21 protein-coding genes are annotated in these 23,210 nt (G+C 71.2%); 2 read left to right on the forward strand and 19 right to left on the reverse strand.

Annotation, left to right across the window (positions count from 1 at the left end; all coding sequences use genetic code 11):
* Window positions 1-295: 295 nt before the first annotated feature.
* The 4 genes from ACZ5GT_RS12080 to ACZ5GT_RS12095 form a co-directional block, all read right to left on the reverse strand.
* The gene (locus tag ACZ5GT_RS12080; RefSeq protein ID WP_469019737.1) at window positions 296-1,663 is read right to left on the reverse strand and encodes a replication-associated recombination protein A; all 1,368 of its coding nucleotides are present in this window, start codon (window positions 1,661-1,663) and stop codon (window positions 296-298) included.
* Between the two features lie 44 nt (window positions 1,664-1,707).
* On the reverse strand, window positions 1,708-2,376 hold the full coding sequence (locus tag ACZ5GT_RS12085; protein ID WP_469019739.1) for a vitamin K epoxide reductase family protein: 669 nt from the start codon (window positions 2,374-2,376) through the stop codon (window positions 1,708-1,710).
* Window positions 2,377-2,634: 258 nt separating this feature from the next.
* A complete protein-coding gene (gene hisS / locus ACZ5GT_RS12090) occupies window positions 2,635-3,897 on the reverse strand; it encodes a histidine--tRNA ligase (protein WP_351884458.1) in 1,263 nt (420 codons plus the stop codon).
* A 13-nt stretch (window positions 3,898-3,910) separates the two neighbouring features.
* Window positions 3,911-4,627, reverse strand: a complete 717-nt coding sequence (locus ACZ5GT_RS12095) for an MBL fold metallo-hydrolase (protein ID WP_469019742.1) — start codon at window positions 4,625-4,627, stop codon at window positions 3,911-3,913.
* Between the two features lie 180 nt (window positions 4,628-4,807).
* Here ACZ5GT_RS12095 and ACZ5GT_RS12100 point away from each other — a divergent pair, with 180 nt between their 5' ends.
* Both ACZ5GT_RS12100 and ACZ5GT_RS12105 read left to right on the forward strand, forming a co-directional pair.
* Window positions 4,808-5,626 carry a peptidylprolyl isomerase gene (locus ACZ5GT_RS12100; protein ID WP_469019745.1) on the forward strand — a complete coding sequence of 273 codons (819 nt, stop codon included), beginning with the start codon at window positions 4,808-4,810 and terminating at the stop codon, window positions 5,624-5,626.
* A gap of 145 nt (window positions 5,627-5,771) precedes the next feature.
* On the forward strand, window positions 5,772-7,001 hold the full coding sequence (locus ACZ5GT_RS12105; RefSeq protein WP_469019748.1) for a DUF349 domain-containing protein: 1,230 nt from the start codon (window positions 5,772-5,774) through the stop codon (window positions 6,999-7,001).
* 98 nt (window positions 7,002-7,099) lie between these two features.
* On the opposite strand, the gene ACZ5GT_RS12110 is transcribed toward ACZ5GT_RS12105, so the two are convergent.
* The 15 genes from ACZ5GT_RS12110 to pgsA form a co-directional block, all read right to left on the reverse strand.
* On the reverse strand, window positions 7,100-9,628 hold the full coding sequence (locus tag ACZ5GT_RS12110) for a RelA/SpoT family protein (protein ID WP_469019753.1): 2,529 nt from the start codon (window positions 9,626-9,628) through the stop codon (window positions 7,100-7,102).
* 171 nt (window positions 9,629-9,799) lie between these two features.
* Window positions 9,800-10,339: an adenine phosphoribosyltransferase gene (locus ACZ5GT_RS12115; protein ID WP_324788635.1), complete on the reverse strand. Its 540-nt coding sequence runs from the start codon at window positions 10,337-10,339 to the stop codon at window positions 9,800-9,802.
* Window positions 10,336-11,454 carry a protein translocase subunit SecF gene (gene secF / locus ACZ5GT_RS12120; RefSeq protein WP_469019757.1) on the reverse strand — a complete coding sequence of 373 codons (1,119 nt, stop codon included), beginning with the start codon at window positions 11,452-11,454 and terminating at the stop codon, window positions 10,336-10,338. The genes ACZ5GT_RS12115 and secF overlap by 4 nt, the downstream gene beginning before the upstream one ends.
* Before the next feature lies 1 nt (window position 11,455).
* Window positions 11,456-13,207: a protein translocase subunit SecD gene (gene secD / locus ACZ5GT_RS12125; RefSeq protein WP_469019759.1), complete on the reverse strand. Its 1,752-nt coding sequence runs from the start codon at window positions 13,205-13,207 to the stop codon at window positions 11,456-11,458.
* Window positions 13,208-13,339: 132 nt separating this feature from the next.
* Entirely contained in the window at window positions 13,340-13,828 is a 489-nt protein-coding gene (yajC, locus tag ACZ5GT_RS12130) for a preprotein translocase subunit YajC (RefSeq protein ID WP_469020302.1), read from the reverse strand.
* 190 nt (window positions 13,829-14,018) lie between these two features.
* Window positions 14,019-15,089, reverse strand: coding sequence for a Holliday junction branch migration DNA helicase RuvB (ruvB, locus tag ACZ5GT_RS12135; RefSeq protein WP_469019762.1), 1,071 nt, complete (start codon window positions 15,087-15,089; stop codon window positions 14,019-14,021).
* A 25-nt stretch (window positions 15,090-15,114) separates the two neighbouring features.
* Window positions 15,115-15,723 (reverse strand): Holliday junction branch migration protein RuvA, encoded by a 609-nt coding sequence (gene ruvA, locus ACZ5GT_RS12140; RefSeq protein ID WP_469019765.1) that lies wholly within the window; start codon window positions 15,721-15,723, stop codon window positions 15,115-15,117.
* A complete protein-coding gene (ruvC, locus tag ACZ5GT_RS12145; RefSeq protein WP_469019767.1) occupies window positions 15,720-16,259 on the reverse strand; it encodes a crossover junction endodeoxyribonuclease RuvC in 540 nt (179 codons plus the stop codon). The genes ruvA and ruvC overlap by 4 nt, the downstream gene beginning before the upstream one ends.
* A gap of 119 nt (window positions 16,260-16,378) precedes the next feature.
* Window positions 16,379-17,131, reverse strand: coding sequence for a YebC/PmpR family DNA-binding transcriptional regulator (locus tag ACZ5GT_RS12150; protein ID WP_324788641.1), 753 nt, complete (start codon window positions 17,129-17,131; stop codon window positions 16,379-16,381).
* A 78-nt stretch (window positions 17,132-17,209) separates the two neighbouring features.
* Window positions 17,210-17,827 carry a pyridoxal 5'-phosphate synthase glutaminase subunit PdxT gene (gene pdxT, locus ACZ5GT_RS12155; RefSeq protein ID WP_469019772.1) on the reverse strand — a complete coding sequence of 206 codons (618 nt, stop codon included), beginning with the start codon at window positions 17,825-17,827 and terminating at the stop codon, window positions 17,210-17,212.
* A 5-nt stretch (window positions 17,828-17,832) separates the two neighbouring features.
* Complete coding sequence (gene pdxS / locus ACZ5GT_RS12160; protein WP_324788643.1) at window positions 17,833-18,744, reverse strand: pyridoxal 5'-phosphate synthase lyase subunit PdxS; 912 nt, start codon at window positions 18,742-18,744, stop codon at window positions 17,833-17,835.
* Between the two features lie 315 nt (window positions 18,745-19,059).
* On the reverse strand, window positions 19,060-19,608 hold the full coding sequence (locus ACZ5GT_RS12165) for a LemA family protein (protein ID WP_469019784.1): 549 nt from the start codon (window positions 19,606-19,608) through the stop codon (window positions 19,060-19,062).
* Window positions 19,609-20,273: 665 nt separating this feature from the next.
* A complete protein-coding gene (locus tag ACZ5GT_RS12170; protein ID WP_469019787.1) occupies window positions 20,274-21,500 on the reverse strand; it encodes a glycosyltransferase family 4 protein in 1,227 nt (408 codons plus the stop codon).
* A complete protein-coding gene (locus ACZ5GT_RS12175) occupies window positions 21,497-22,414 on the reverse strand; it encodes a phosphatidylinositol mannoside acyltransferase (RefSeq protein ID WP_469019790.1) in 918 nt (305 codons plus the stop codon). The genes ACZ5GT_RS12170 and ACZ5GT_RS12175 overlap by 4 nt, the downstream gene beginning before the upstream one ends.
* On the reverse strand, window positions 22,411-23,139 hold the full coding sequence (gene pgsA, locus ACZ5GT_RS12180) for a phosphatidylinositol phosphate synthase (RefSeq protein WP_469020306.1): 729 nt from the start codon (window positions 23,137-23,139) through the stop codon (window positions 22,411-22,413). Before pgsA ends, ACZ5GT_RS12175 begins: the two co-directional genes overlap by 4 nt.
* Between the last annotated feature and the right edge of the window lie 71 nt (window positions 23,140-23,210).

A 23,210-nucleotide genomic window follows, 5' to 3' on the forward strand; every position in this document is an offset into this window, starting at 1 on the left:
CTCTTTTCCTGGTGTTCGGCTTGTCAGAGTCGAGGGAGGTCGCATCCGCAGCCGGGGAGACCCGTCAGGTCCGCGTGGGACCTTGCGGGCAGCCGCTCCCCTGGTCTGGGCACTATGTGCAGCACGCGAGTGGCCCACCGCCCCTCCCGGGATCCCGGGTGGTGGTGGGCTGCCCGCGACACCGTTCGACGGTGCGCGACGCTCCTGGAGCCCGCCCCCGAAGGACCGGGGCTCCGGCTGACTGTCCCGCTCTGACTGCGCGGGACTCAGCGCTACGGCGAATCCTACAGGGCGTTCAGGACCGCTTTCGACCCAGGTGCTTGCGGGTCCACTCGACCGCGTCCGCGTACCGTGCCTCGGCGCCGTGCCGGGTCGGGGTGTAGTACTCGCGGTCCTTGAGGGCGTCCGGGGCGTACTGCTGCTGGGCGATGCCCTCGGGCAGGTCGTGCGGGTACACGTAGCCCTGCGCGTGCCCCAGTTCGGCGGCGCCCTTGTAGTGGCCGTCGCGCAGGTGGCGCGGCACCGGGCCCGCCAGTCCCTTGCGCACGTCGCCCATGGCGGCGCCGATCGCGGTCGTCGCGGAGTTGGACTTGGGGGCCAGGGCGAGGGCGATGGTGGCGTGGCTGAGGGTGAGGGCGGCCTCGGGGAACCCGATCATGGCGACGGCCTGGGCGGCGGCGACCGCGATCGGCAGGGCGTTCGGGTCGGCCAGGCCGATGTCCTCACTCGCGGAGATCATCAGGCGGCGGGCGATGAAGCGGGGGTCCTCGCCGGCCTCGATCATGCGGGCGAGGTAGTGCAGCGCCGCGTCGACGTCGGAGCCGCGAATGGACTTGATGAGGGCGCTGGCGACGTCGTAGTGCTGGTCGCCGTCGCGGTCGTACTTCACCGCCGCCCGGTCGACCGTCTCCTCCAGGGTGCGCAGGCCGATCTCCGTCTCGCCCTTGTCGAGCGTGGCCCCGGCGGCGGCCTCGAGTGCGGTCAGGGCGCGGCGGGCGTCGCCGCCGGCGATGCGCAGCAGGTGCTCCTCGGTGTCCTCGGGGAGCGCGACGGCGCCCTTCAGGCCGCGCTCGTCGCCGACGGCGCGGCGCAGCAGGCCGCGCAGGTCGTCGTCGGTGAGCGGTTCGAGGGTCAGCAGCAGGGAGCGGGACAGCAGCGGGGAGATCACCGAGAAGTACGGGTTCTCGGTGGTCGCCGCGATCAGCGTCACCCAGCGGTTCTCGACCGCGGGCAGCAGGGAGTCCTGCTGGGCCTTGGAGAAGCGGTGGATCTCGTCGAGGAAGAGGACGGTCTCCTTGCCGTAGCCGCCGGTGGCGCGGCGGGCGCCGTCGATGACCGCGCGGACCTCCTTGACGCCCGCGGTGATGGCCGACAGTTCCACGAAGCGCTTGTCGGTGGCCTTGGAGACGACGTAGGCCAGGGTCGTCTTGCCGGTGCCGGGCGGGCCCCAGAGGATCACCGAGGAGGGCCCCGCGGGTCCCACCCGTCCCTCGCCACCGCCCTCGCCGACCAGTCTGCGCAGCGGCGAGCCCGGCTTCAGCAGGTGCTGCTGACCCACCACCTCGTCGAGGGTGCGCGGACGCATCCGCACGGCCAGCGGGCTCGCTGCCGGATCCTTCTCCTGGCGTTCTTCTGCTGCGGCGGTGAACAGGTCGGGCTCCACGTCCCAAACCCTAAATCACCGCACCGACAATCCCTTCGGGCCGGTCAGCTGGTCCAGAAGTCCCACCAGCGGGTCAGGATCAGCATGCCGATGATGCCGATGTGCAGCACCGGCAGGACCCAGGTGAACTCGCCGAAGAAGCCCTTGAGCCATTTCGGCGCGGGCAGGAAGCCGTTGCGCACGTTGAACGAGGTCACGTACCAGAACATGATGATCGTCGCGACCCAGGCCAGGTTGCACCACAGGCACAGGGCGTTGATCCGGTACAGCGACTGGAACATCAGCCAGGCGCAGAAGCCGACGCCGAAGAGGGTGCCGGCGTTGAAGGTGAGCCAGTACCAGCGCGGGAAGCGGGCGCGGGCGAACAGGCTCATGGCGACGCAGATCACGATGCCGTAGCAGACCAGGCCGAGCATCGGGTTGGGGAACCCGAAGGCGGCGGCCTGCTTGCTCTCCATGACGCTGCCGCAGGAGACGACGGGGTTGAGGCTGCAGCCGGGGGTGAAGGTCTTGCCCGCGACCTTGGCCTCGAGGAGCTTGAACTTGTCGATCGTGATGACCCACGAGGCGAGCAGGCCGGCCGCGCCGGTGATCAGCAGCAGGACGGCGAAGGCACGGCTGCCGCCCGCCGTCCGCGGTTCCGCCGCGCTGCGCTCCGCCGGCGGCTCGGGCTCGGGCTCCGTGGAGACGTCTTTGACTGTCGTCTTGCTCATCACGCCGATTCCGTCTGCTCGGGGACTGGACCTTCTTCGGGCAGGGCCATTGTGCCGTACCGCACGCCCCGTTCACCGTTCGGTGGGCATAAGGACGTGCGCGGGCAGGCCCCCGACCGTTCGGTTCCGGCCGATGCCGCAGGGCATCCGGCGCCCGCGCGCGGAATCGGCGGGACCGGCGGGATCATCAGCACGGACGAACCGGCACCCGCGGAGTTGACGTCCGCGGATGCCGCCGTCGCGCCGGAGGGGTCCGTGCTAGCCGAGCCTGGACTCCAGCTCGGCCACGATCTCGTTGACCCCGATCGCCGCCTGCTCGCCGGACTCCATGTCCTTGAGCTGGACGACGCCCTCGGCGAGGTCGCGTTCGCCGGCCACGATCGTGTAGCGGGCGCCGCTGCGGTTGGCGTTCTTCATCGCGCCCTTGAGGCCCTTGTGGCCGTAGGAGAAGTCGGCGGCGATGCCGACCTTGCGCAGCTCGGTGACCTTGCCGAACAGCACGCGGCGGGCGTCCTCGCCGAGCGGGACGGCGAACACGCTGGTGGTGGAGGGCAGCGCGAGTTCCACGCCCTCGGCCTCCAGGGCGAGCACGGTGCGGTCGACGCCGAGTGCCCAGCCGACGGACGGCAGGGCGGGGCCGCCGATCATCTCCGACAGTCCGTCGTAGCGGCCGCCGCCGCCCACCGCGGACTGCGAGCCGAGACCGTCGTGGACGAACTCGAAGGTGGTGCGCGTGTAGTAGTCCAGGCCGCGCACCAGCTTGGGGTCGTCCTCGAAGGCGACGCCCGCGGCGGTGATCAGCTCGCGGACCTCCTCGTGGTACGCCTTGCAGGCGTCGCAGAGGTAGTCGCGCAGCAGCGGGGCGTCGGTCAGCTGCTTCTGCACGTCCGGGCGCTTGTCGTCCAGGACGCGCAGCGGGTTGATCTCCGCGCGGCGCAGGGTGTCCTCGTCGAGGTCCAGTCCGCGCAGGAAGTCCTGCAGCGCGGCCCGGTACACCGGCCGGCACTCCTTGTCGCCCAGGCTGTTGAGCAGGATGCGGAAGTGGCTCAGGCCCAGCGAGCGGTACGCCTGGTCGGCGAGGATGATCAGCTCGGCGTCCAGCGCCGGGTCCTCCGCGCCGATCGCCTCGGCGCCGACCTGGGAGAAGTGCCGGTAGCGGCCCTTCTGCGGGCGCTCGTAGCGGTAGTAGGAGCCGGAGTACCAGAGCTTGACCGGGAGGTTGCCCGCCTTGTGCAGGTTCGCCTCCAGCGCGGCGCGCAGCACGGAGGCCGTGCCCTCGGGACGCAGGGCGAGCTTGTCGCCGCCCTTGGTCTCGAAGGCGTACATCTCCTTGGTCACGATGTCGGTCGACTCGCCGACACCGCGTGCGAAGAGCTCCACGCTCTCGAAGCCGGGCGTCTCGATGTATCCGTAACCGGCGCCGCGCAGGGGCGCGGCGATCGCCTCGCGGACGGCCAGGTACTTGGCGCTGTCCGGCGGGATCAGGTCGTACGTGCCCTTGGGGGCCTTGAAGGTGCTCACGGAAGGTCTCTCGTCACATTCCTCGTCGGGGAGCGGGCTGGGCACCGGGGCCCCGGCTGCCCGCGGCCAGTTGCCGCAGGTACGGGTTGGTGGCGCGCTCCTGGCCGATGGTCGTCTGGGGGCCGTGGCCGGACAGCACCACGGTCGAGTCGTCGAGCGGCAGGCACACGCGGGCCAGCGAGTCGAGCATCTCGGCCATGTCGCCGCCGGGCAGGTCGGTGCGTCCGATGGAGCCGGCGAAGAGCAGATCGCCCGAGAAGAAGACCTGCGGGACGTCCGCGGTCTCGGGCATCCGGAAGGTCACCGACCCCTTGGTATGGCCCGGGGCGTGCGCGACGGAGAAGCCCATCCCGGCGAGCGAGAGCTCCGCGCCGTCGGCCAGCTCCCTGACGTCGTCCGGCTCCCCCACCGTCAGCTCGCCCATCAGCGGCATTCCGATGGAACGGCCGAGCGCCTTCTCGGGGTCGCTCATCATGTAGCGATCCGCGGGGTGGATCCAGGCGGGCACGTCGTGCGCGCCGCACACCGGGACGACCGAGGCCACGTGGTCGAGGTGGCCGTGGGTGAGGACGACGGCGACGGGCTTGAGCCGATGCTTCTTCAGCGCCTCTTCGACTCCCGCGGCGGCCTGGTGGCCCGGGTCGATGATCACGCACTCCTCACCGGCGGCGGGGGCGACGAGGTAACAGTTCGTCCCCCAGGCACCGGCGGGGAACCCGGCAATGAGCACGATCGTCCTTCGTTTGTGTCGGTACGGGGGCGCTTTTCGGTGGTCGCGCCTGTCGTCGAAGCCTACCGGCGCTGCCGAATCCTCAGCGAACCCATATACGGTACGGGGCACACGCAGGCGGTCGGCTCACCAGTCGCACGCGTCCCAGTCGGCGTACCAGACGCATGAGGAGATAACCCCGTGGTCACCCAGGAACAGCGAAAGCGGCAGCTCGCGCGGGAGAAGTTCTTGCGGCAGCAGCAGCGGCGCACGGAGGCGCGGCGCAAGGCGCGCGTCCGCAACTCCGTGATCGCGTCGGTGCTCGGCGTCGTCGTCATCGGCAGCCTGGCGCTGTACACGACCGGGGTCCTGAAGAACGACGACAAGTCCGACGCGAGCTCCAAGGCCAGCCCGAGCGCCTCCGCGCCCAGCAAGGCGCCGGACCCGTGCGAGAAGGCGGCCAAGGGGTCGGTGGAGAAGATGAGCTGGAAGAAGGAGCCGGCCATGACCATCGACGAGTCGGCGAAGTACACGATGAAGCTCGCCACGACGTGCGGTGAGATCGACATCGCGCTGAAGGCGTCGGCGGCCCCGCACACCGTGAATTCCTTCGACTTCCTGGCCGGCAAGGGCTACTTCGACCACACGAAGTGCCACCGGCTCACCACCAACGGCATCTACGTGCTGCAGTGCGGCGACCCGACGGGCAGCGGCAGCGGTGGTCCCGGCTACACCATCCCGGACGAGAACCTGAAGGACAAGAGCCTGAAGAACAACGTCTACCCGGCGGGCACCGTGGCGATGGCGAACACCGGGCAGAAGCACACCGGCGGCAGCCAGTTCTTCCTCGTCTACCAGGACAGCCAGCTCCCGCCGAGTTACACCCCGTTCGGTACGGTTTCGGCCTCCGGGATGAAGGTACTGAAGAAAATCGCCGCGGCCGGCGAGAGCACGGGCGCGGGCGACGGGGCCCCGAATGCGACGGTCGTGATCGACAAGGCGACGGTCACGAAATCCTGAGCCATCCCGACCCCGAAGTGCGGAATTTCGGTCGCGCGGGATGCGGACAGGCAACCCGCCGGTCGCCTATGTTGGCCGTGACGAAACTGTGGACGATGCCCGGGGGCGCTGAGACCTCCCGTCGGCATCATGTGGAGGAGGCGCTGTGAGCAGCGACCCGTGGGGCCGCGTCGACGAGACGGGGACCGTGTACGTGCGTACGGCCGACGGCGAGCAGGTCGTCGGTTCCTGGCAGGCGGGCTCCCCCGAGGAGGCGCTGGCCTATTTCGAGCGCAAGTACGAGGGCCTGGTTGTCGAGATCGGCCTCCTCGAGAAGCGAGTGAAGACCACCGACCTGTCCGCGAAGGACGCGCTGGCGGCGATCGAGCACATCCGTGAGCAGCTCGACGCCCATCACGCGGTCGGTGATCTGGACGCCCTGCGTACGCGTCTGGACGGCCTCGTCCGGACCGTCGAGGCGCGTCGTGAGGAGCGCAAGCAGCAGCGCGCCAAGCAGTCCGACGAGGCTCGGCACGCCAAGGAGGCGCTGGTCGAGGAGGCGGAGCAGCTGGCGCAGTCCGACCAGTGGCGGGCGGCCGGCGAGCGGCTGCGGGCGCTGGTGGACACCTGGAAGGGTCTGCCGCGGCTGGACCGCAAGTCGGACGACGAGCTGTGGCACCGCTTCTCGCACGCCCGGTCGGCGTTCTCCAAGCGCCGCAAGGCCCACTTCGCGTCGCTGGACGCGCAGCGCGAGGACGCCCGCAGGATCAAGGAGCGGCTGGTCTCGGAGGCCGAGGCGCTGTCCGGGTCGACGGACTGGGGGCCGACGGCCGCCCGTTACCGCGAGCTGATGGCGGAGTGGAAGGCGGCGGGCCGCGCCCAGCGCGAGCACGAGGACGACCTGTGGAACCGCTTCCGCGGCGCCCAGGACGTGTTCTTCGCCGCCCGCAGCTCGGTCTTCGCCGAGCGGGACGCCGAGCAGGGCGAGAACCTGAAGCTGAAGGAGGGGCTGGCCGAGGAGGCCGAGAAGCTGCTCCCGGTGACGGATCTGAAGGCCGCCCGCGCCGCCTTCCGCTCGATCAACGAGCGCTGGGAGGCCATCGGTCACGTGCCGCGGGACGCGCGTCCGCGGGTCGAGGGCCGGATGCACGCCGTCGAGCGGGCCATCCAGGAGGCGGAGGACGCCGAGTGGCGCCGGACGAACCCGGAGGCACGCGCGCGTGCCGAGGGCCTCACCGGCCAGCTGCAGGCGGCCGTGGACAAGCTCCGGGGCCAGATCGAGCAGGCACGCGCCCAGGGCAACACGGCCAAGGCCGACAAGCTGGAGCGCGAGCTGGAGGGCCGTCAGGCGCTGCTGGACCAGGCTCTGAAGGGCCTGCAGGAGTTCGGCGGCTGAGCCGCCGGAACACCTGAGGAGGGCGCCCGCACCTGGTGCGGGCGCCCTCTTCGTCGTCTCGTCGCCTGCTTCCGCGTTGTGTGTTTCCGCGTCCTGCTCTACGACCTGTTGCGGGCCGACGTCACCCGGTACACGTCGTAGACGCCCTCGACGCCCCGTACCGCCTTCAGGACGTGCCCGAGGTGCTTGGGGTCGCCCATCTCGAAGGTGAAGCGGGAGGTGGCGACACGGTCGCGGGAGGTCTGCACGGCCGCGGAGAGGATGTTGACGTGCTGGTCGGACAGGACGCGGGTGACGTCCGACAGCAGCCGGGAGCGGTCCAGCGCCTCGACCTGGATGGCGACCAGGAAGACCGAGGACTGCGTGGGCGCCCACTCGACGTCGAGGATGCGCTCGGGCTCCCGGGACAGTGACTCCACGTTGACGCAGTCGCTGCGGTGAACCGATACGCCGCTGCCCCGCGTGACGAAACCGATGATCGGGTCGCCCGGCACGGGCGTGCAGCAGCGGGCGAGCTTGACCCACACGTCCTCGACGCCCTTGACGATGACGCCGGGGTCGGAGCTGGCGCGGCGCTTGCGGCTGCGGGTCGGCGGGACCGACTCGTCGATCTCCTCGGTGGCCGCCTCCTCGCCGCCGAGCGCCTGGACGAGCTTCTGCACGATGTTCTGCGCGGAGACGTGGCCCTCGCCGATCGCCGCGTACAGCGCGGAGATGTCGGAGTAGCGCATCTCGTGCGCGAGCGTGACCAGCGAGTCGCCGGTCAGGATGCGCTGGATCGGCAGGTTCTGCTTGCGCATGGCGCGGACGATGGCGTCCTTGCCCTGCTCGATCGCCTCGTCGCGGCGCTCCTTGGAGAACCAGGCCCGGATCTTGTTGCGGGCGCGCGGCGACTTGACGAAGCCGAGCCAGTCGCGGGAGGGGCCGGCGCCGGCTGCCTTGGAGGTGAAGACCTCGACCAGGTCGCCGTTGTCGAGCGTCGACTCCAGCGGTACGAGGCGGCCGTTGACCCGTGCTCCTATCGTGCGGTGGCCGACCTCGGTGTGGACGGCGTACGCGAAGTCGACCGGGGTGGCCCCGGCCGGGAGCGCTATGACGTCACCCTTGGGGGTGAAGACGAAGACCTCGTTGCGGGACAGGTCGAAGCGCAGGGACTCCAGGAACTCGCTGGGGTCCTCGGTCTCCTTCTGCCAGTCCAGCAGCTGCCTCAGCCACGCCATGTCGTTGATGGCGTCCTTGTCCTTGGCGGACGTGCGGGGCGCGTCGGTGCGCACCTTCGAGGCGCCGGCGACGGCCTCCTGCTTGTACTTCCAGTGCGCGGCGATGCCGTACTCGGCGCGGCGGTGCATGTCGAACGTGCGGATCTGGAGTTCGACCGGCTTGCCGTTGGGGCCGATCACCGTCGTGTGCAGCGACTGGTACATGTTGAACTTGGGCATCGCGATGTAGTCCTTGAACCGCCCCGGAACCGGGTTCCAGCGGGCGTGGACGGTGCCCAGTGCCGCGTAGCAGTCGCGGACGGTGTCGACGAGGACGCGGATGCCGACCAGGTCGTAGATCTCCGCGAAGTCGCGGCCGCGGACGATCATCTTCTGGTAGACGCTGTAGTAGTGCTTCGGGCGGCCGGTGACGGTCGCCTTGATGCGGGCGGCGCGCAGGTCCTGCTGCACCTCGTCGGTCACTATGGCGAGGTACTCGTCGCGCTTGGGGGCGCGCTCGGCGACCAGGCGGACGATCTCGTCGTACATCTTGGGGTAGAGGATCGCGAAGGCGAGGTCCTCCAGCTCCCACTTGATGGTGTTCATGCCCAGGCGGTGGGCGAGCGGCGCGTAGATCTCGAGGGTCTCGCGGGCCTTCTTCTCCTGCTTCTCGCGCTTGAGGTAGCGCATGGTGCGCATGTTGTGCAGGCGGTCGGCGAGCTTGATGACCAGGACGCGGGGGTCCTTGGCCATGGCGACGACCATCTTGCGCACGGTCTCGGCCTGGGCGGCCTCGCCGAACTTGACCTTGTCCAGCTTGGTGACGCCGTCGACGAGGAGGGCGACCTGGTCGCCGAAGTCGCGGCGCAGCTGGTCGAGGCCGTACTCGGTGTCCTCGACGGTGTCGTGCAGCAGGCCCGCCATCAGGGTGGCCGGATCCATGCCCAGCTCGGCGAGGATGGTGGTCACCGCGAGCGGGTGCGTGATGTACGGGTCGCCGCTCTTGCGCTTCTGTCCGCGGTGCCAGCGCTCGGCCACCTGGTAGGCGTTCTCGATCTGGCGGAGCGTGGCCGTCTCGATCTTCGGGTCGTTGCTGCGCACTATCCGCAGCAGCGGCTCCAGCACCGGGTTGTAGGGGTTGGAGCGCTGGACTCCGAGGCGGGCGAGGCGGGCGCGGACGCGGTTGGAGGAGCCGCTGCGGGCGGGCGGGCCGGCGTTCGGGCGGACGGCGGGGGCCGTCTGGGTGCGCTCCGCGGGGGCGGGCTTGGGGCGCGCGTGGTCGGCCGGCTTGTCGACGGGCGTGACGGCGCCTTCGACCGGCCCGCGGGTGTCGTTCTTCGCGTGCGGCGTGTTCGGCGCGGGCTTCGCCGCGGCTGCCGAGGCGGACTCGGGCTTGGCGGCGGTCAGGTGCTGGGCCTCGTCTGGCAAGAGGACTCCTCGTGCGCGATCCGGGTCCCCGGTCAGGCTCCGGAGATCCCATGGTAGCGATCCTGGGCCTGAGGATCGCCGTCAGGCCACTGTGAGGGCCGTACACCAGGGAAACGCACGGGGCGGGCGCCGGATTCCTCCGGCACCCGCCCCGTTGCCCGGCAAGGGCGTTCAGACCACGAGCAGCGCCTCCAGCGGAGCGCTGCCGAGCGCGGGCTCCAGGCGGGTGCGGCCGCCGAGGAAGCCGAGCTCCATCAGGACGGCGAGGCCCGCGACCTCGGCGCCGGCCCTGCGGATGAGCTGGATGGACGCCTCCGCGGTGCCGCCGGTGGCGAGGACGTCGTCGACGATCAGGACGCGGTCCTCGGCGGTGAGGTCCTCGGCGTGCACCTCGATCTCCGCCGAGCCGTACTCCAGCTCGTAGGACTGGGCGAGGGTGGCCCCGGGGAGCTTGCCCGCCTTGCGTACCGGGACGAAGCCCAGGCCGGCGCGGACGGCGACCGGGGCGCCGAGGATGAAGCCGCGGGCCTCCAGGCCGACGACCTTGGTGGCGCCGGTGCCGGAGGCGAACCGGGCGAGGGTGTCGGTGAGCGCCGTGAAGGCCGCCGGGTCCGCCAGGAGCGGGGTGATGTCCTTGAACATCACCCCCGGCTCCGGGTAGTCGGCCACGTCACGGATGCGGCTCAGCAGCAGTTCCTCGATGCCGGTCATCGGCGCTTGCCCGAGGAGCGGCCGCGGCCCCGGGTGCGGGACGCGGGCTGGTTGCGCGGGCCGACGACCGCCGGGGCGGCGTCCTCGGGCTCGTCGTCGTGGAGCGCGCCGCCGTCCTCGGGCTCCAGCGGCTCGCCCTGCGCGGCGGCCTGGGCGCGCTTGGCGAGGACGCGCTTCTTGAGCGCCTTCATCTGCGGCTCGCGCTCCTTGAGGTCGGCGACCAGGGGCGTGGCGATGAAGATCGAGGAGTACGCGCCCGCCGCGAGACCGACGAACAGCGACAGCGAGATGTCGTTCAGCATGCCCGCGCCGAGGACGCCGCCGCCGATGAACAGCAGGCCCGCGACCGGCAGCAGCGCGACCACCGTGGTGTTGATGGAACGCATCAGGGTGCCGTTGATGGAGCGGTTGGCGACATCGCTGTACGTCCAGCGGGTCTGCTTGGTGATGTCCTTCGTCTGCTCCTTGAGGCTGTCGAAGACGACGACCGTGTCGTAGAGCGAGTAACCGAGGATCGTCAGCAGACCGATCACCGTGCCCGGCGTGACCTCGAAGCCGACGAGGGCGTAGATGCCGGTGGTGATGGTGATGTCGTGGATCAGTGCGACGAGCGCCGCGACCGCCATGCGCCACTCGAAGGCGATCGCCAGGTAGATCACCACGAGGATCATGAAGATCGCCAGGCCCTGCCAGGCCTTGTTGGCGATCTGGTCGCCCCAGCTCGGGCCGACCAGGTCGGCGTTGATCTTCTCCGTGTTGACCTTGAGGTCCTTGGCCAGCTGGTCCTTGATGCGGTCCGACTTGTCGGTGTCGATGCCGGCGATCTGGATGCGCAGGCTGCCGTCGCCGAGCTTCTGGACGATGGCGTCGTGACCGGAGGCGTCCTGCGCGAACGTCTCGGTCTGGGCGACGGAGACGCTCATGTTCTTGGGCGTGGTGAAGACCGCGCCGCCCTGGAACTCGATGCCCATGTTCAGGCCGCGCACCGCCAGGCCGAGGACGGCCGTGATGGTGATCAGGATCGAGATGCCGTACCAGAGCTTGCGGTTGCCGACGAAGTCGTAGCCGACCTCGCCGCGGTGCAGTCGGGCGCCGAGGCTGCCGAGCTTGGACATCTCACGCCTCCTTCGGGTCGGCGGGGCGGGCGGGACGACGGGTGCGGCGCAGCGGCGCCTTGGCGCCCAGGGCCTTGGGGTCCAGGCCGGAGAGCTTGTGGCCGTTCGCGAAGAACTTCCGGCGCGCGAGGATCGTCATCAGCGGCTTGGTGAACAGGAAGACGACGACCACGTCGAGCACGGTGGTCAGGCCGAGCGTGAACGCGAAGCCCTGGACCTTGCCGACGGTGACGATGAACAGCACCGCGGCGGCGAGGAACGACACGAAGTCGGAGACCAGGATGGTGCGCCGGGCACGCGGCCAGGCCCGCTCCACGGCCGGCCGCAGCGAGCGGCCCTCGCGGATCTCGTCGCGGATGCGCTCGAAGAACACGATGAACGAGTCCGCGGTGATGCCGATGGCGACGATCGCGCCGCAGACGGCCGGCAGGTTCAGCGCGAAGCCGATGGCCGGGCCGAGCAGCGTCATGATCACGTACGTGAGGAGCGCGGAGACCAGCAGCGAGGGGATCGCGATGACCGACAGGCCGCGGTAGAAGACCAGCAGGTAGACGACGACCAGGGCGAGGCCGATGGCGCCCGCGATCAGACCGGCGTGCAGCTGCTCACCGCCGAGCGCGGCGGTCACCGTGGTGACGCTGTCCTCCTTGAAGGTCAGCGGCAGGGCGCCGTACTTCAGCATGTTGGCGAGGCTCTGGGCCTCCTCCTGGCTGAAGTTGCCGGAGATCTCCGCGTTGCCGCCGGTCAGCGCCTCGTTGACGCGGGGGTCGGAGACGACGTCGCCGTCCAGGACGATGGCGAACTGGTTCTGCGGGGGCTGGTTCTTGGCCAGCTTGCCGGTGACGTCGCCGAACTTCTTGGTGCCCTTGGACGTGAAGTCCATGGTGACGGTCCACCCGGCGGCGGTCTGCGTGTTGAAGACGGCCTGCGCCTTCTTGACGTCGGTGCCGTCGACCTCGGCGGGGCCGAGGACGTACTTCTGCCACTGGCCCGGCGAGGTCTCGCCGCAGGCGACGGTGGGCTCGGTGGGCTTGGCGCCCTTGCCGGCCTTGGCGCGGACGGACTTCTTGCTGCAGTCGAGCGCGGCGTACTGCGCTTCGAGCTTGCTGGTGGCTGTGCTGCCGCTCGCGGACGGAGAGGCGCTGGAGGACGCGCTCGCACTCGCGCTGGCGCTGGCGCTCGGGGACGAGTCCGCCTTGAGCGCGTCGGTGACGGCGCGGCCCTGGGAGGTCGAGGAGGCCGAGGGAGTGGCCGACGAGGTGGACTTGTCCGTCGCCTTTTCGGTCGCCTTGCCCGAGGCGCTGCTGGAGACGCTCGGCGACGGGCTGGCCGTGGCGGCGCCACCGGAACTCTCGGTCGCGATCACCGGGCGGAAGTACAGCTTGGCGGTGGTGCCGACCTGCTGCCGTGCCTCCTTCGAGTTCGTGCCCTTGGGGATGTTGACGATGATGTTCTTGTCACCCTGGGTCTGAACCTCGGCCTCCGAGACGCCAAGACCGTTGACACGGCGGTTCATGATCTCCACCGCGGTGTCCATGTTGGTCTTGTTGATCGCGGACGCCTGGCCCGGCTCGGCGACCGCCCGCAGCGTGATGCTCGTGCCGCCGGCCAGGTCGATGCCGAGACGCGGGGTGGTGTGCCCGGAGGCGAACATCCCTGCGGTGAGCGCCACGATGGCGATCAGGATGAGGGCTAGCGAGCGCCATGGTTTGCTCTGGGCGCTCGCGATACGGCCCCTCTTAGGTGCTGCCACCTTCTCGTACTCCCTCTCGGGCCGCCGCGCGCCGGATCTGCGGGCGGGCGGCCATGACATGGTGTCGGGATCCCGTGCGAGCCGCGCATGATCCGGGGCGCGCGGTGCCTGTCCGCGCGCCCCGGGGCACGGCTACTTCGCGTCGGAGTCGCCGTCGGTCTTCTTCGGATCGTCCGACTTCGCCTCGGCGGCCGGGGTCTCGTCGGCCGGCTCCTCGGGCGCGTCCTTCTTGCCGAGGTCGACGGACTTGTCGTCGGAGGCGGCGGCAGCTTCGTCGGCGGAGTCGTCGGTCTCGGTGAGGGAGGAGGCGTCGTCGGGGACGACGTCGGCGTCGGACTTCAGGTCGTGCTCGATGCCGTGGACGATGCGGTTGTACTCGTCGTCGGTGAGGACGGCACCGATGGAGTTCTTCGCGAAGAGGAGCTCGACGCCCGGACCGGCGTCGAGGAGGACGGTCTCCTCGTTGACCTCCTTGACCGTCGCGTACATGCCCCCGATGGTGCGGACGCCGCTGCCGGGCTGCATCTCGTTTCGCATCTGCGCGGCCTGCTGCTGCTTGCGCTTGGCCGAACGGGTCATGAGGAACATGGCCCCGATGAGCACGATGAACGGGAGGAGCATGCCGATGTTATTCACGGGACGGAATTTCCTTCGCACGACCGCGGCGGACAGCGGCCTGTTGGATGGGGGTATGTATGCCGTCGACAACGGCGGCATCGGCGGAGTCTAAGCGAGTCCACGCGCAGGGAACAACGCTCAGCATGGCACCTGGGTTCCTGCTCCGGCCAATGCCCGCGCCGTGAGAAAGGCGTCACGTCCCGAACAGGTCCTGTTGTCCGTTTCCCACGGTCGACGAGCCGGGCGGGGTGAGGCCGAGATGCGCCCATGCGGCGGGCGTCGCGACCCGTCCGCGCGGGGTGCGGGCGAGCAGGCCCTCCCGTACCAGGAAGGGCTCGGCGACCTCCTCGACGGTCTCCCGCTCCTCTCCCACGGCGACGGCGAGCGTGGACAGGCCGACGGGGCCGCCGCCGAACAGCTTCAGCAGCGCCTCCAGCACGGCGCGGTCGAGGCGGTCGAGGCCGCGGGCGTCGACCTCGTAGACCGCGAGGGCGGCCGCGGCGATGTCCCTGGTGACCAAGCCGTCGGCCTTGACCTGCGCGTAGTCGCGCACGCGGCGCAGCAGGCGGTTGGCGATGCGGGGCGTGCCGCGGGAGCGGCCGGCGATCTCGGCGGCGCCGGGGCCCTCGATCTCGACGTCGAGCAGGCCGGCCGAGCGGTGGATGACGCGCTCCAGTTCGGCGGGCTCGTAGAACTCCATGTGCGCGGTGAAGCCGAAGCGGTCGCGCAGCGGGGGCGGCAGCAGGCCCGCCCGGGTGGTGGCGCCGACCAGGGTGAACGGCGGGAGTTCGAGGGGGATGGCGGTGGCGCCGGGGCCCTTGCCGACGATGACGTCGACGCGGAAGTCCTCCATCGCCATGTACAGCATCTCCTCGGCGGGCCGGGACATGCGGTGGATCTCGTCGAGGAAGAGGACCTCGCCCTCCTGCAGGGAGGACAGGATCGCGGCCAGGTCGCCGGCGTGCTGGATGGCGGGGCCGGAGGTGATGCGGATGGGGGCGCCCATCTCGGCCGCGATGATCATGGAGAGGGTGGTCTTGCCGAGGCCGGGGGCGCCGGACAGCAGCACGTGGTCGGCGGTGGCGCCACGCGCGCGTGCCGCGCGCAGCACGAGGTCGAGCTGTTCGCGGACCTTCTCCTGGCCGATGAACTCGCCCAGGTCCTTGGGGCGCAGGGCGGCCTCGACGGCCTGGTCCTCGCGATCGGCGACGGAGGCCACCAGCCGCTCGGGGGCGGCGGCGTCGGTCGGGTCGTCCCAGTTCATGTGGTGTGCCTCGGGGTCGGGTCGGTCAGCGGGCTCGGTTCAGGGTCTGCAGGGCGGCTCTCAGCAACTGGCCGACCTGCGGGGCGCCCTCGGCGGCCTCCGCCTGCGGGGTCACGGCGGCCACCGCCTCGTCGGCCTCACGGGTGGCGTACCCGAGGCCGACCAGCGCGGCGTGCAACTGGTCGCGCCAGCCGACGCTGCCGGCCGTGGTGCCCGCGGCCGGGGCGCCGACCGGCTCACCGAGGCGGTCCTTGAGCTCCAGCAGGAGTTTCTGGGCGCCCTTCTTGCCGATGCCGGGGACGGCGGTGAGTGCCTTCTCGTCGCCGGTGGAGACGGCCCGGCGCAGGGCGTCCGGGGAGTGCACGGCCAGCATCGCCTGGGCGAGGCGGGGGCCGACGCCGCTCGCGGTCTGCAACAACTCGAAGGTCTGGCGCTCGTCGTCGTCGGCGAAGCCGTACAAGGTGAGCGAGTCCTCGCGGACCACCAGGGAGGTGGCCAGCTTGGCGTGCTGGCCCGCGCGCAGCCCGGAGAGCGTGTTCGGCGTGCACTGGACGGCGATGCCGATCCCGCCCACCTCGACGACCGCGGAGTCGGGGGCGAGGGCGGCGACCGGTCCGCTGACGAAGGCGATCATGCGCTACGGCCTTTCGATGCTCTGGCCGCCTGCAGGGCGACGGCCTGCTGCAGCCGGTTCTGGGCGGGGGCGCGCCAGATGTGGCAGATGGCGAGGGCGAGGGCGTCGGCGGCGTCGGCGGGCCTGGGCGGCGCGTCGAGCCGGAGCAGCCGGGTGACCATGGCGCCGACCTGGGCCTTGTCGGCGCGGCCGGAACCGGTGACGGCGGCCTTGACCTCGCTGGGGGTGTGCAGGGCGACGGGGATGCCGCGGCGGGCGGCGCAGAGCATGGCGACGGCGCTGGCCTGGGCGGTTCCCATCACCGTGCGCACGTTGTGCTGGCTGAACACCCGCTCCACGGCGACGTATTCGGGCCGGTGCAGATCCAGCCATTCTTCGAGGCCCTGCTCGATGGCGACCAGGCGATGGCCCAGGTCGGCCTCCGGCGGTGTGCGGACGACGCCGACGGAGACCATGGTGAGCGGCCGGCCGGCGACCCCCTCGACCACGCCGACACCGCACCGGGTCAGTCCCGGGTCGACCCCCAGTACGCGCACGCGCCCTCCCTTCGCCCGCCTGTTCGTGCAGGCTATCGGGTGCCACCGACAACGCGGCGGCCCGACATGAAGGGAGGACGGACGAGGTCCACGACGACGAGCGAGGAACGCGCCTCGGCTCAGGCGTCGACCTTCTCCATGATCTCGTCGCTGACGTCGAAGTTGGCGAAGACGTTCTGCACGTCGTCGCTGTCCTCCAGCGCGTCGATCAGCTTGAAGATCTTCTTGGCGCCGTCCTCGTCCAGTTCGACCTGGACGGACGGCACGAAGCTGGACTCCGCGGAGTCGTAGTCGATCCCGGCGTCCTGGAGGGCGGTGCGGACCGCGACCAGGTCGGTGGCCTCGCTGATCACCTCGAAGGACTCGCCGAGGTCGTTGACCTCCTCGGCGCCCGCGTCCAGGACGGCGCCGAGCACGTCGTCCTCGGTCAGCTCGCCCTTGGGGACGATGACGACACCCTTGCGGCTGAACATGTACGACACCGAGCCCGGGTCCGCCATGGAACCGCCGTTGCGGGTCATGGCGACGCGGACGTCGGAGGCGGCCCGGTTGCGGTTGTCGGTGAGGCACTCGATGAGCACCGCGACGCCGTTCGGGCCGTAGCCCTCGTACATGATCGTCTCGTAGTCGGCGCCGCCGGCCTCGAGACCGCCGCCGCGCTTGATCGCGGAGTCGATGTTCTTGTTCGGGACCGACTGCTTCTTGGCCTTCTGGACGGCGTCGTAGAGCGTCGGGTTGCCGTCCAGGTCGACGCCGCCCATCCGCGCCGCGACCTCGATGTTCTTGATCAGCTTCGCGAAGAGCTTGCCGCGCTTGGCGTCGATCACGGCCTTCTTGTGCTTCGTCGTAGCCCATTTAGAGTGGCCGGACATCTGCCTGTCTCCTTCGCGTAACCATCCACATGACGAACTCCCCCAGGCCTTGAGGGCCCGGGGGGACCCCCCGAGATCCTACAAGGACTCCGCTGCCCGGTTCGCGCGCACCATGTCGACGAAGAGCCCGTGCACGCGGTGGTCGCCGGTCAGTTCCGGGTGGAAGGACGTGGCCAACGCGTTTCCCTGGCGGACGGCGACGATGTGGCCGTCGTGCTCGGCGAGCACCTCCGTCTCGGCGCCGACGGACTCGACCCAGGGGGCGCGGATGAAGACGCCCTCCACGGGATCCCCCGCGACGCCCTTGACGTCGACCGCCGCCTCGAAGGACTCGTTCTGGCGTCCGAAGGCGTTGCGGCGCACGATCATGTCGATGCCGCCGATGGTCTCCTGGCCGGAGCGCGGGTCGAGGATCTTGTCGGCGAGCATGATCATGCCCGCGCAGGTGCCGTAGACGGGCATGCCGGCCCGCACGCGGGCGCGCAGGGGCTCCATCACGCCGAAGAGGACGGCCAGCTTGGAGATGGTGGTGGACTCCCCGCCGGGCACGACCAGGCCGTCGACCTCGGCGAGTTCCTCGGGGCGCCGCACCGGCCTGGCCACAGCGTCGGCCGCGGCCAGGGCGATGAGGTGCTCCCGTACGTCGCCCTGGAGGGCCAGGACGCCGATGACGGGCGCTTCGGATGAATCCGCCATGGTGACTACCAGCCGCGGTTGGCGTAGCGCTCGGACTCGGGGAGGGTGTCGCAGTTGATGCCGACCATGGCCTCGCCGAGGTTGCGGGACGCGTCCGCGATGATCTTCGGGTCGTCGTAGAAGGTGGTGGCCTTCACGATGGCGGCGGCACGCTTGGCCGGGTCGCCGGACTTGAAGATGCCGGAGCCGACGAAGACGCCCTCGGCGCCGAGCTGGCGCATCAGGGCGGCGTCGGCGGGGGTGGCCACGCCGCCGGCGGAGAACAGCACGACCGGCAGCTTGCCGAGCTCGGCGACCTCCTTGACGAGCTCGTAGGGGGCGCGCAGCTCCTTGGCGGCGGCGTACAGCTCGTTGTTGTCGTAGCCGCGCAGGCGGGCGATCTCGTTCTTGATCTGGCGCAGGTGGCGGACGGCCTCTACGACGTTGCCGGTGCCGGCCTCGCCCTTGGAGCGGATCATGGCCGCGCCCTCGGCGATGCGGCGCAGGGCCTCGCCGAGGTTGGTGGCGCCGCAGACGAAGGGGGTCGTGAAGGCCCACTTGTCGGAGTGGTTGACCTCGTCGGCCGGGGTGAGGACCTCGGACTCGTCGATGTAGTCGACGCCGAGGGACTGCAGGACCTGGGCCTCGACGAAGTGGCCGATGCGGGACTTGGCCATGACCGGGATCGAGACGGCCTCGATGATGCCCTCGATCATGTCCGGGTCGGACATGCGGGCCACGCCGCCGTCCTTGCGGATGTCGGCGGGGACCCGCTCCAGTGCCATGACGGCGACGGCGCCCGCGTCCTCGGCGATCTTCGCCTGCTCCGGCGTGACGACATCCATGATCACGCCACCCTTGAGCTGCTCGGCCATGCCGCGCTTCACGCGGGCGGTGCCGGTCTCGGGGGCCTGGTTTTCGGAGAGCGTGCTGGACACGGGTTTACCTCACTCGGTGAAAGAGGGTTGCTGCGAGCACCGAGGAAACGCGAGTGGACCAGTCCACAGCAAGGGCCAATGGCAAGCCGGTGGATCCTTTTCTCCGCGCGGAGGGGGGCGGCTGCTGTCGCGCAGGGGTGCGGCTGCTCGGCGCAGAAGGGTGCGGCGGGCCCGCGCAGGGGGTGCGGCAGATCCGCGCGCAGGGATGCGGCAGGCCCGCGCGCAGGGATGCGGCAGGCCCGCGCGCAGGGGATGCGGCAGATCCGCGCGCAGGGGATGCGGCAGATCCGCGTGGAGGGGTGCGGCGGTCGCCGGTCAGGTCTGGGCGGCCCGGTCCGCCAGCGCCGTCGGCGGCTCGTCGTCCATCTCGAACGCCATCGGGAAGGGGGCGTGGCCGGCCAGCCGGAACCAGCGGACCTTGCGGTGCTCGCGCAGCCGGCGCACGGCTCCCACCGCGTCGTTGTAGAAGCGCCGGGCCATCGGGACGCGCCGCATCGCCTCGGTGAGCTCGTGTGCGGCCTCCTCGCCGCCGGGCGCCGCGCGCACCGCCTCCACCTGGGCCGGCTCGGCGAACACGGCCCGCAACGCCTGGCTGAGCTCGCTCTCGGCGACCTCCCGCTGGTCCTCCTCGGCCTGCCGGGCGGCATGCGCGGCCTCGTACAGGACGATCGAGGCGGCCGGGTCGAGAACGCCGGAGGTGGCGAGTTCCTGGGCCACGGAGGCCCGGCGCAGCAGTTGCGCGTCGAGCGCGGCGCGGGCCGCGTCGATCCGGGAGTGCAGCCGGTCGAGCCGGCCGGCCGTCCAGCTCAGGTACAGGCCGATCGCGACGAGGACGACGAGGGTCCAGATGAGGGTTGCGGTCACGGGCGGCAAGATTACGCGCCACCGGCCCCGCCGGGTCCCACGGTGCGGGACGGTCGCCCGAGAACGCCGTCCGGGCCGGACGGCCCGGACTCGGGTCCGGGTCCGGTCCCGCGAACCGCCACTTCACCGGCGCCGGGGGACGGCCGTCCCCGGGAGCCGTTGCCCGCCGGACGCAGGCAGCCGCGCCCGAGCCACCGCTCCCGCACTCCCAAGGCGTCGACCACCGGACCCGCCCGTCAGGAACCCCGCCGCACGAGGCCCAGCCCGTCAGGCAGCCGACCGGCGACCTGAATCCGGCCCAGCCACGCCCACCGCCCCACTGAGGCCCACCGCACCCCAGCGGCCGCCGCAGACCCCACCCCGCGAGGCCCACACCCAGCGGGGCCGAACCGCGCCGGAAACCGGCCGACGCACGCCCGGCCGGCGACTGCTGGGCCAGGGACCGGCCGGGCGCATACCCGTGCCCGCGACCGCGAGGCCCGGAGCGGGGCCGGAAGCCGGCCCGGCGTATCCCCGCGCCCGCCAGACCGGAGCTGCGCCGGGGACCGGCCCGGCGATACCCGTGCCCGTCGGGCCGAGCCGGGGCCGGGGACCGGTCCGGCGCGTGACCGCGCGCCCGTCGGGCGGCGGGGGTGCCGGAGGCCGGGGATTCGCGGTGCGGGGGGTCAGTCTCGGGCCAGGCCGAAGCGGGCTCGTAGGCCGGGGGTCCGGTCCTCGTCGGCCGCCGCCACCGCCGATGTGCCGTCGGTCACCGTCTCGTACACCGACAGGATGTCCGCGCCGACCGTCGACCAGTCGAAGCGGCGTACGTGCACGCTCCCCCGCTCCCGCAGCTCGGCCCGGCGGGCCGGGTCCGCGAGGAGGCGGACGGCCGCCTCGGCGAGGGCGTCGGAGTCCTCGTTGGGGAACAGCTCCCCCGCCGTGCCCTGGTCGAGGACCTGGGCGAAGGCGTCGAGGTCCGAGGCGAGCACGGGGGCGCCCGCCGACATGGCCTCGACGAGGATGATGCCGAAGCTCTCGCCGCCGGTGTTCGGGGCGACGTACAGGTCGACGCTGCGCAGGAAGCGCGCCTTGTCCTCGTCGCTGATCATGCCGAGGAACTCCACCCGGGAGCGCAGCTCGGCGGGCAGCGACCGGACCGCCTCCTCCTCGTCGCCCCGGCCCGCGACCAGCAGCCGGGTCCGCGGGCGGGCGGCGAGGATCTTCGGCAGGGCCTTCATCAGCACCGGCAGGCCCTTGCGGGGCTCGTCGATGCGGCCGATGAAGCCGATCGTGCCGCCCTCGCCTTCCCCGGGTTTCCCGGAGCCGTGCCCGGCCGAGCCCCGTGCCTCGTCCGACTGCCACTCGGGCCTGGGCTCGGCGCGCGCGAAGAAGTCGACGTCGACGCCGTTGGGGATGACGACCGCGTCGCCGCCGAGGTGTTCCACGAGCGTGCGGCGGGCGTACTCGCTGACCGCGATCCGGGCGCTGATCTTCTCCAGCGCCGCCTGCAGGATGGAGTACGCCGCGAGCATCGCGCGGGAGCGGGGGTTGGACGTGTGGAAGGTGGCCACGATCGGGCCCTGCGCGGCCCAGCAGGTCAGCAGGCCCAGCGACGGCGACGTCGGCTCGTGGATGTGCACCACGTCGAAATGGCCGTCGTGCAGCCACCGGCGCACCCGCGCGGCGCTGAGGAAGCCGAAGTTCAGGCGGGCCACCGAGCCGTTGTACGGCACCGGGACCGCGCGCCCGGCCGAGACGACGTACGGCGGCAGCGGGGTGTCGTCGTCGGCCGGGGCCAGCACGGAGACCTCGTGGCCCAGGCGGATGAAGTACTCGGCGAGATCCCGGATGTGGAACTGGACGCCGCCGGGCACGTCCCACGAGTACGGGCAGACGATGCCGATCCTCACGGGCGCTCCCCGTCCGACGGGCGGGGTTCCAGGTCCGCCAGCCACAACCGCTGCAGCATGTGCCAGTCCTCCGGATGTTCGGCGATCCCCGTGGCGAAGGTGTCGGCCAGCGCCTGTGTCATGACAGACGTCTTCTCCGCCCGGGTACCTGACTCGGGGACCTCGACCGGCGGGTGCACACGCCCCCGCATCACCGGCGAGCCGTCGTACCAGAGGGTCACCGGCAGCAGCAGCGCGCCGGTCTGCTGGGCGAGCAGCGCGGGCCCCGCGGGCATCCGGGTGGCCTCGCCGAAGAACGTCACCTCGACGCCGGAGGAGGACAGGTCGCGCTCGGCGACCAGGCAGACCAGGCCGCCGTCGCGCAGCCGCCGGGCCAGCGTGCCGAAGGCGGTGCCTCCGCTGTGCGGCAGGACCTCCATGCCGAGGCCCTCGCGGTAGGCGACGAAGCGGTCGTAGAGCGTCTCGGGCTTCAGGCGTTCGGCGACCGTGGTGAACGGCGTGCCGAGCGCGGTGGTGACCCAGGCGCCGGCCAGGTCCCAGTTGGCCATGTGGGGCAGCGCGATTATCACGCCGCGGCCGGTGGCGAGCCCGTCGGTCAGGTGGTGCAGGTCCTTCGGGGTGAAGCCGTTCCTGATGCGCTCGGCGCTCCAGGCGGGCAGCCGGAACGACTCCATCCAGTAGCGCAGGTACGAGCGCATGCCGGCCCGGGACAGCTCGGCCAGCCGCTCGGGGCTCGCGCCCGGCAGCACGCGCGCGTAGTTGCTCTCCAGCCGCCGCACGCCCTTGCCGCGCTGCTTCCAGGCGAGGTCGGCGATGCCGCGTCCGAGGCGCACTGCGACGGGTTCCGGGAGCTTCTTGACCACGCCCCAGCCGAGGCCGTACAGCCCGTCCGTCAGCCGGTCACGGGCGGTCACTTCGCCGCCTCGCGACCCTGCGCGCTGCGCCCGTCCGCGGCTTCCGCCTCCGCGGACTCCCGGCGGACGGTGACGACCCGCTGGATCAGCGTGACCAGGCTGCCGACGGCCACGATCCACAGGGCGACGGGCAGCAGGTACTGGATGCCGGGGACACCGAACTTGTGCAGGCCCGCCAAGCCGGCCGCGACGAGGGAGATCACCAGGCGTTCGGCGCGCTCGACCAGGCCGTTGACGGCGACCGGCAGGCCGATCGACTCGCCGCGGGCCTTGGTGTACGACACCACCTGACCGCTGGCCAGGCAGAAGATGGAGACCGCGCACAGGACGTCGTCGTTCCCGCCGCCCGCGTACCACAGGGCGAAGCCGCCGAAGATCGCGCCGTCGGCGACCCGGTCGAGCGTGGAGTCGAGGAAGGCGCCCCAGCGGCTGGAGCGGCCCAGCTGGCGGGCCATGTTGCCGTCGACGAGGTCGGAGAACACGAACAGCGTGATCACGACCGTGCCCCAGAAGAACTCTCCCCTGGGGTAGAAGACCAGCGCGCCCGCGACCACTCCGGCGGTGCCGATGAGGGTGACCGTGTCGGGGCTGACGCCCCGTCGGATCAGAAACGCGGCGAACGGTGTGAGGACACGCGTGAAGAATGCACGCGCGTACTTGTTCAGCATGGCCTTCCCGAGGGTCGGTGTGGCCGCGCGGCCCCTGCTGGCCACCGGCTGGCCCATCGTAGCCACGCGCGCTCGGGTGCGAGGGCCGGGCACTCGCACGGGGGACCGGCGGCCGCTTGCGCAGGGAC

Source organism: Streptomyces sp. NPDC031340 (genome assembly GCF_055569945.1).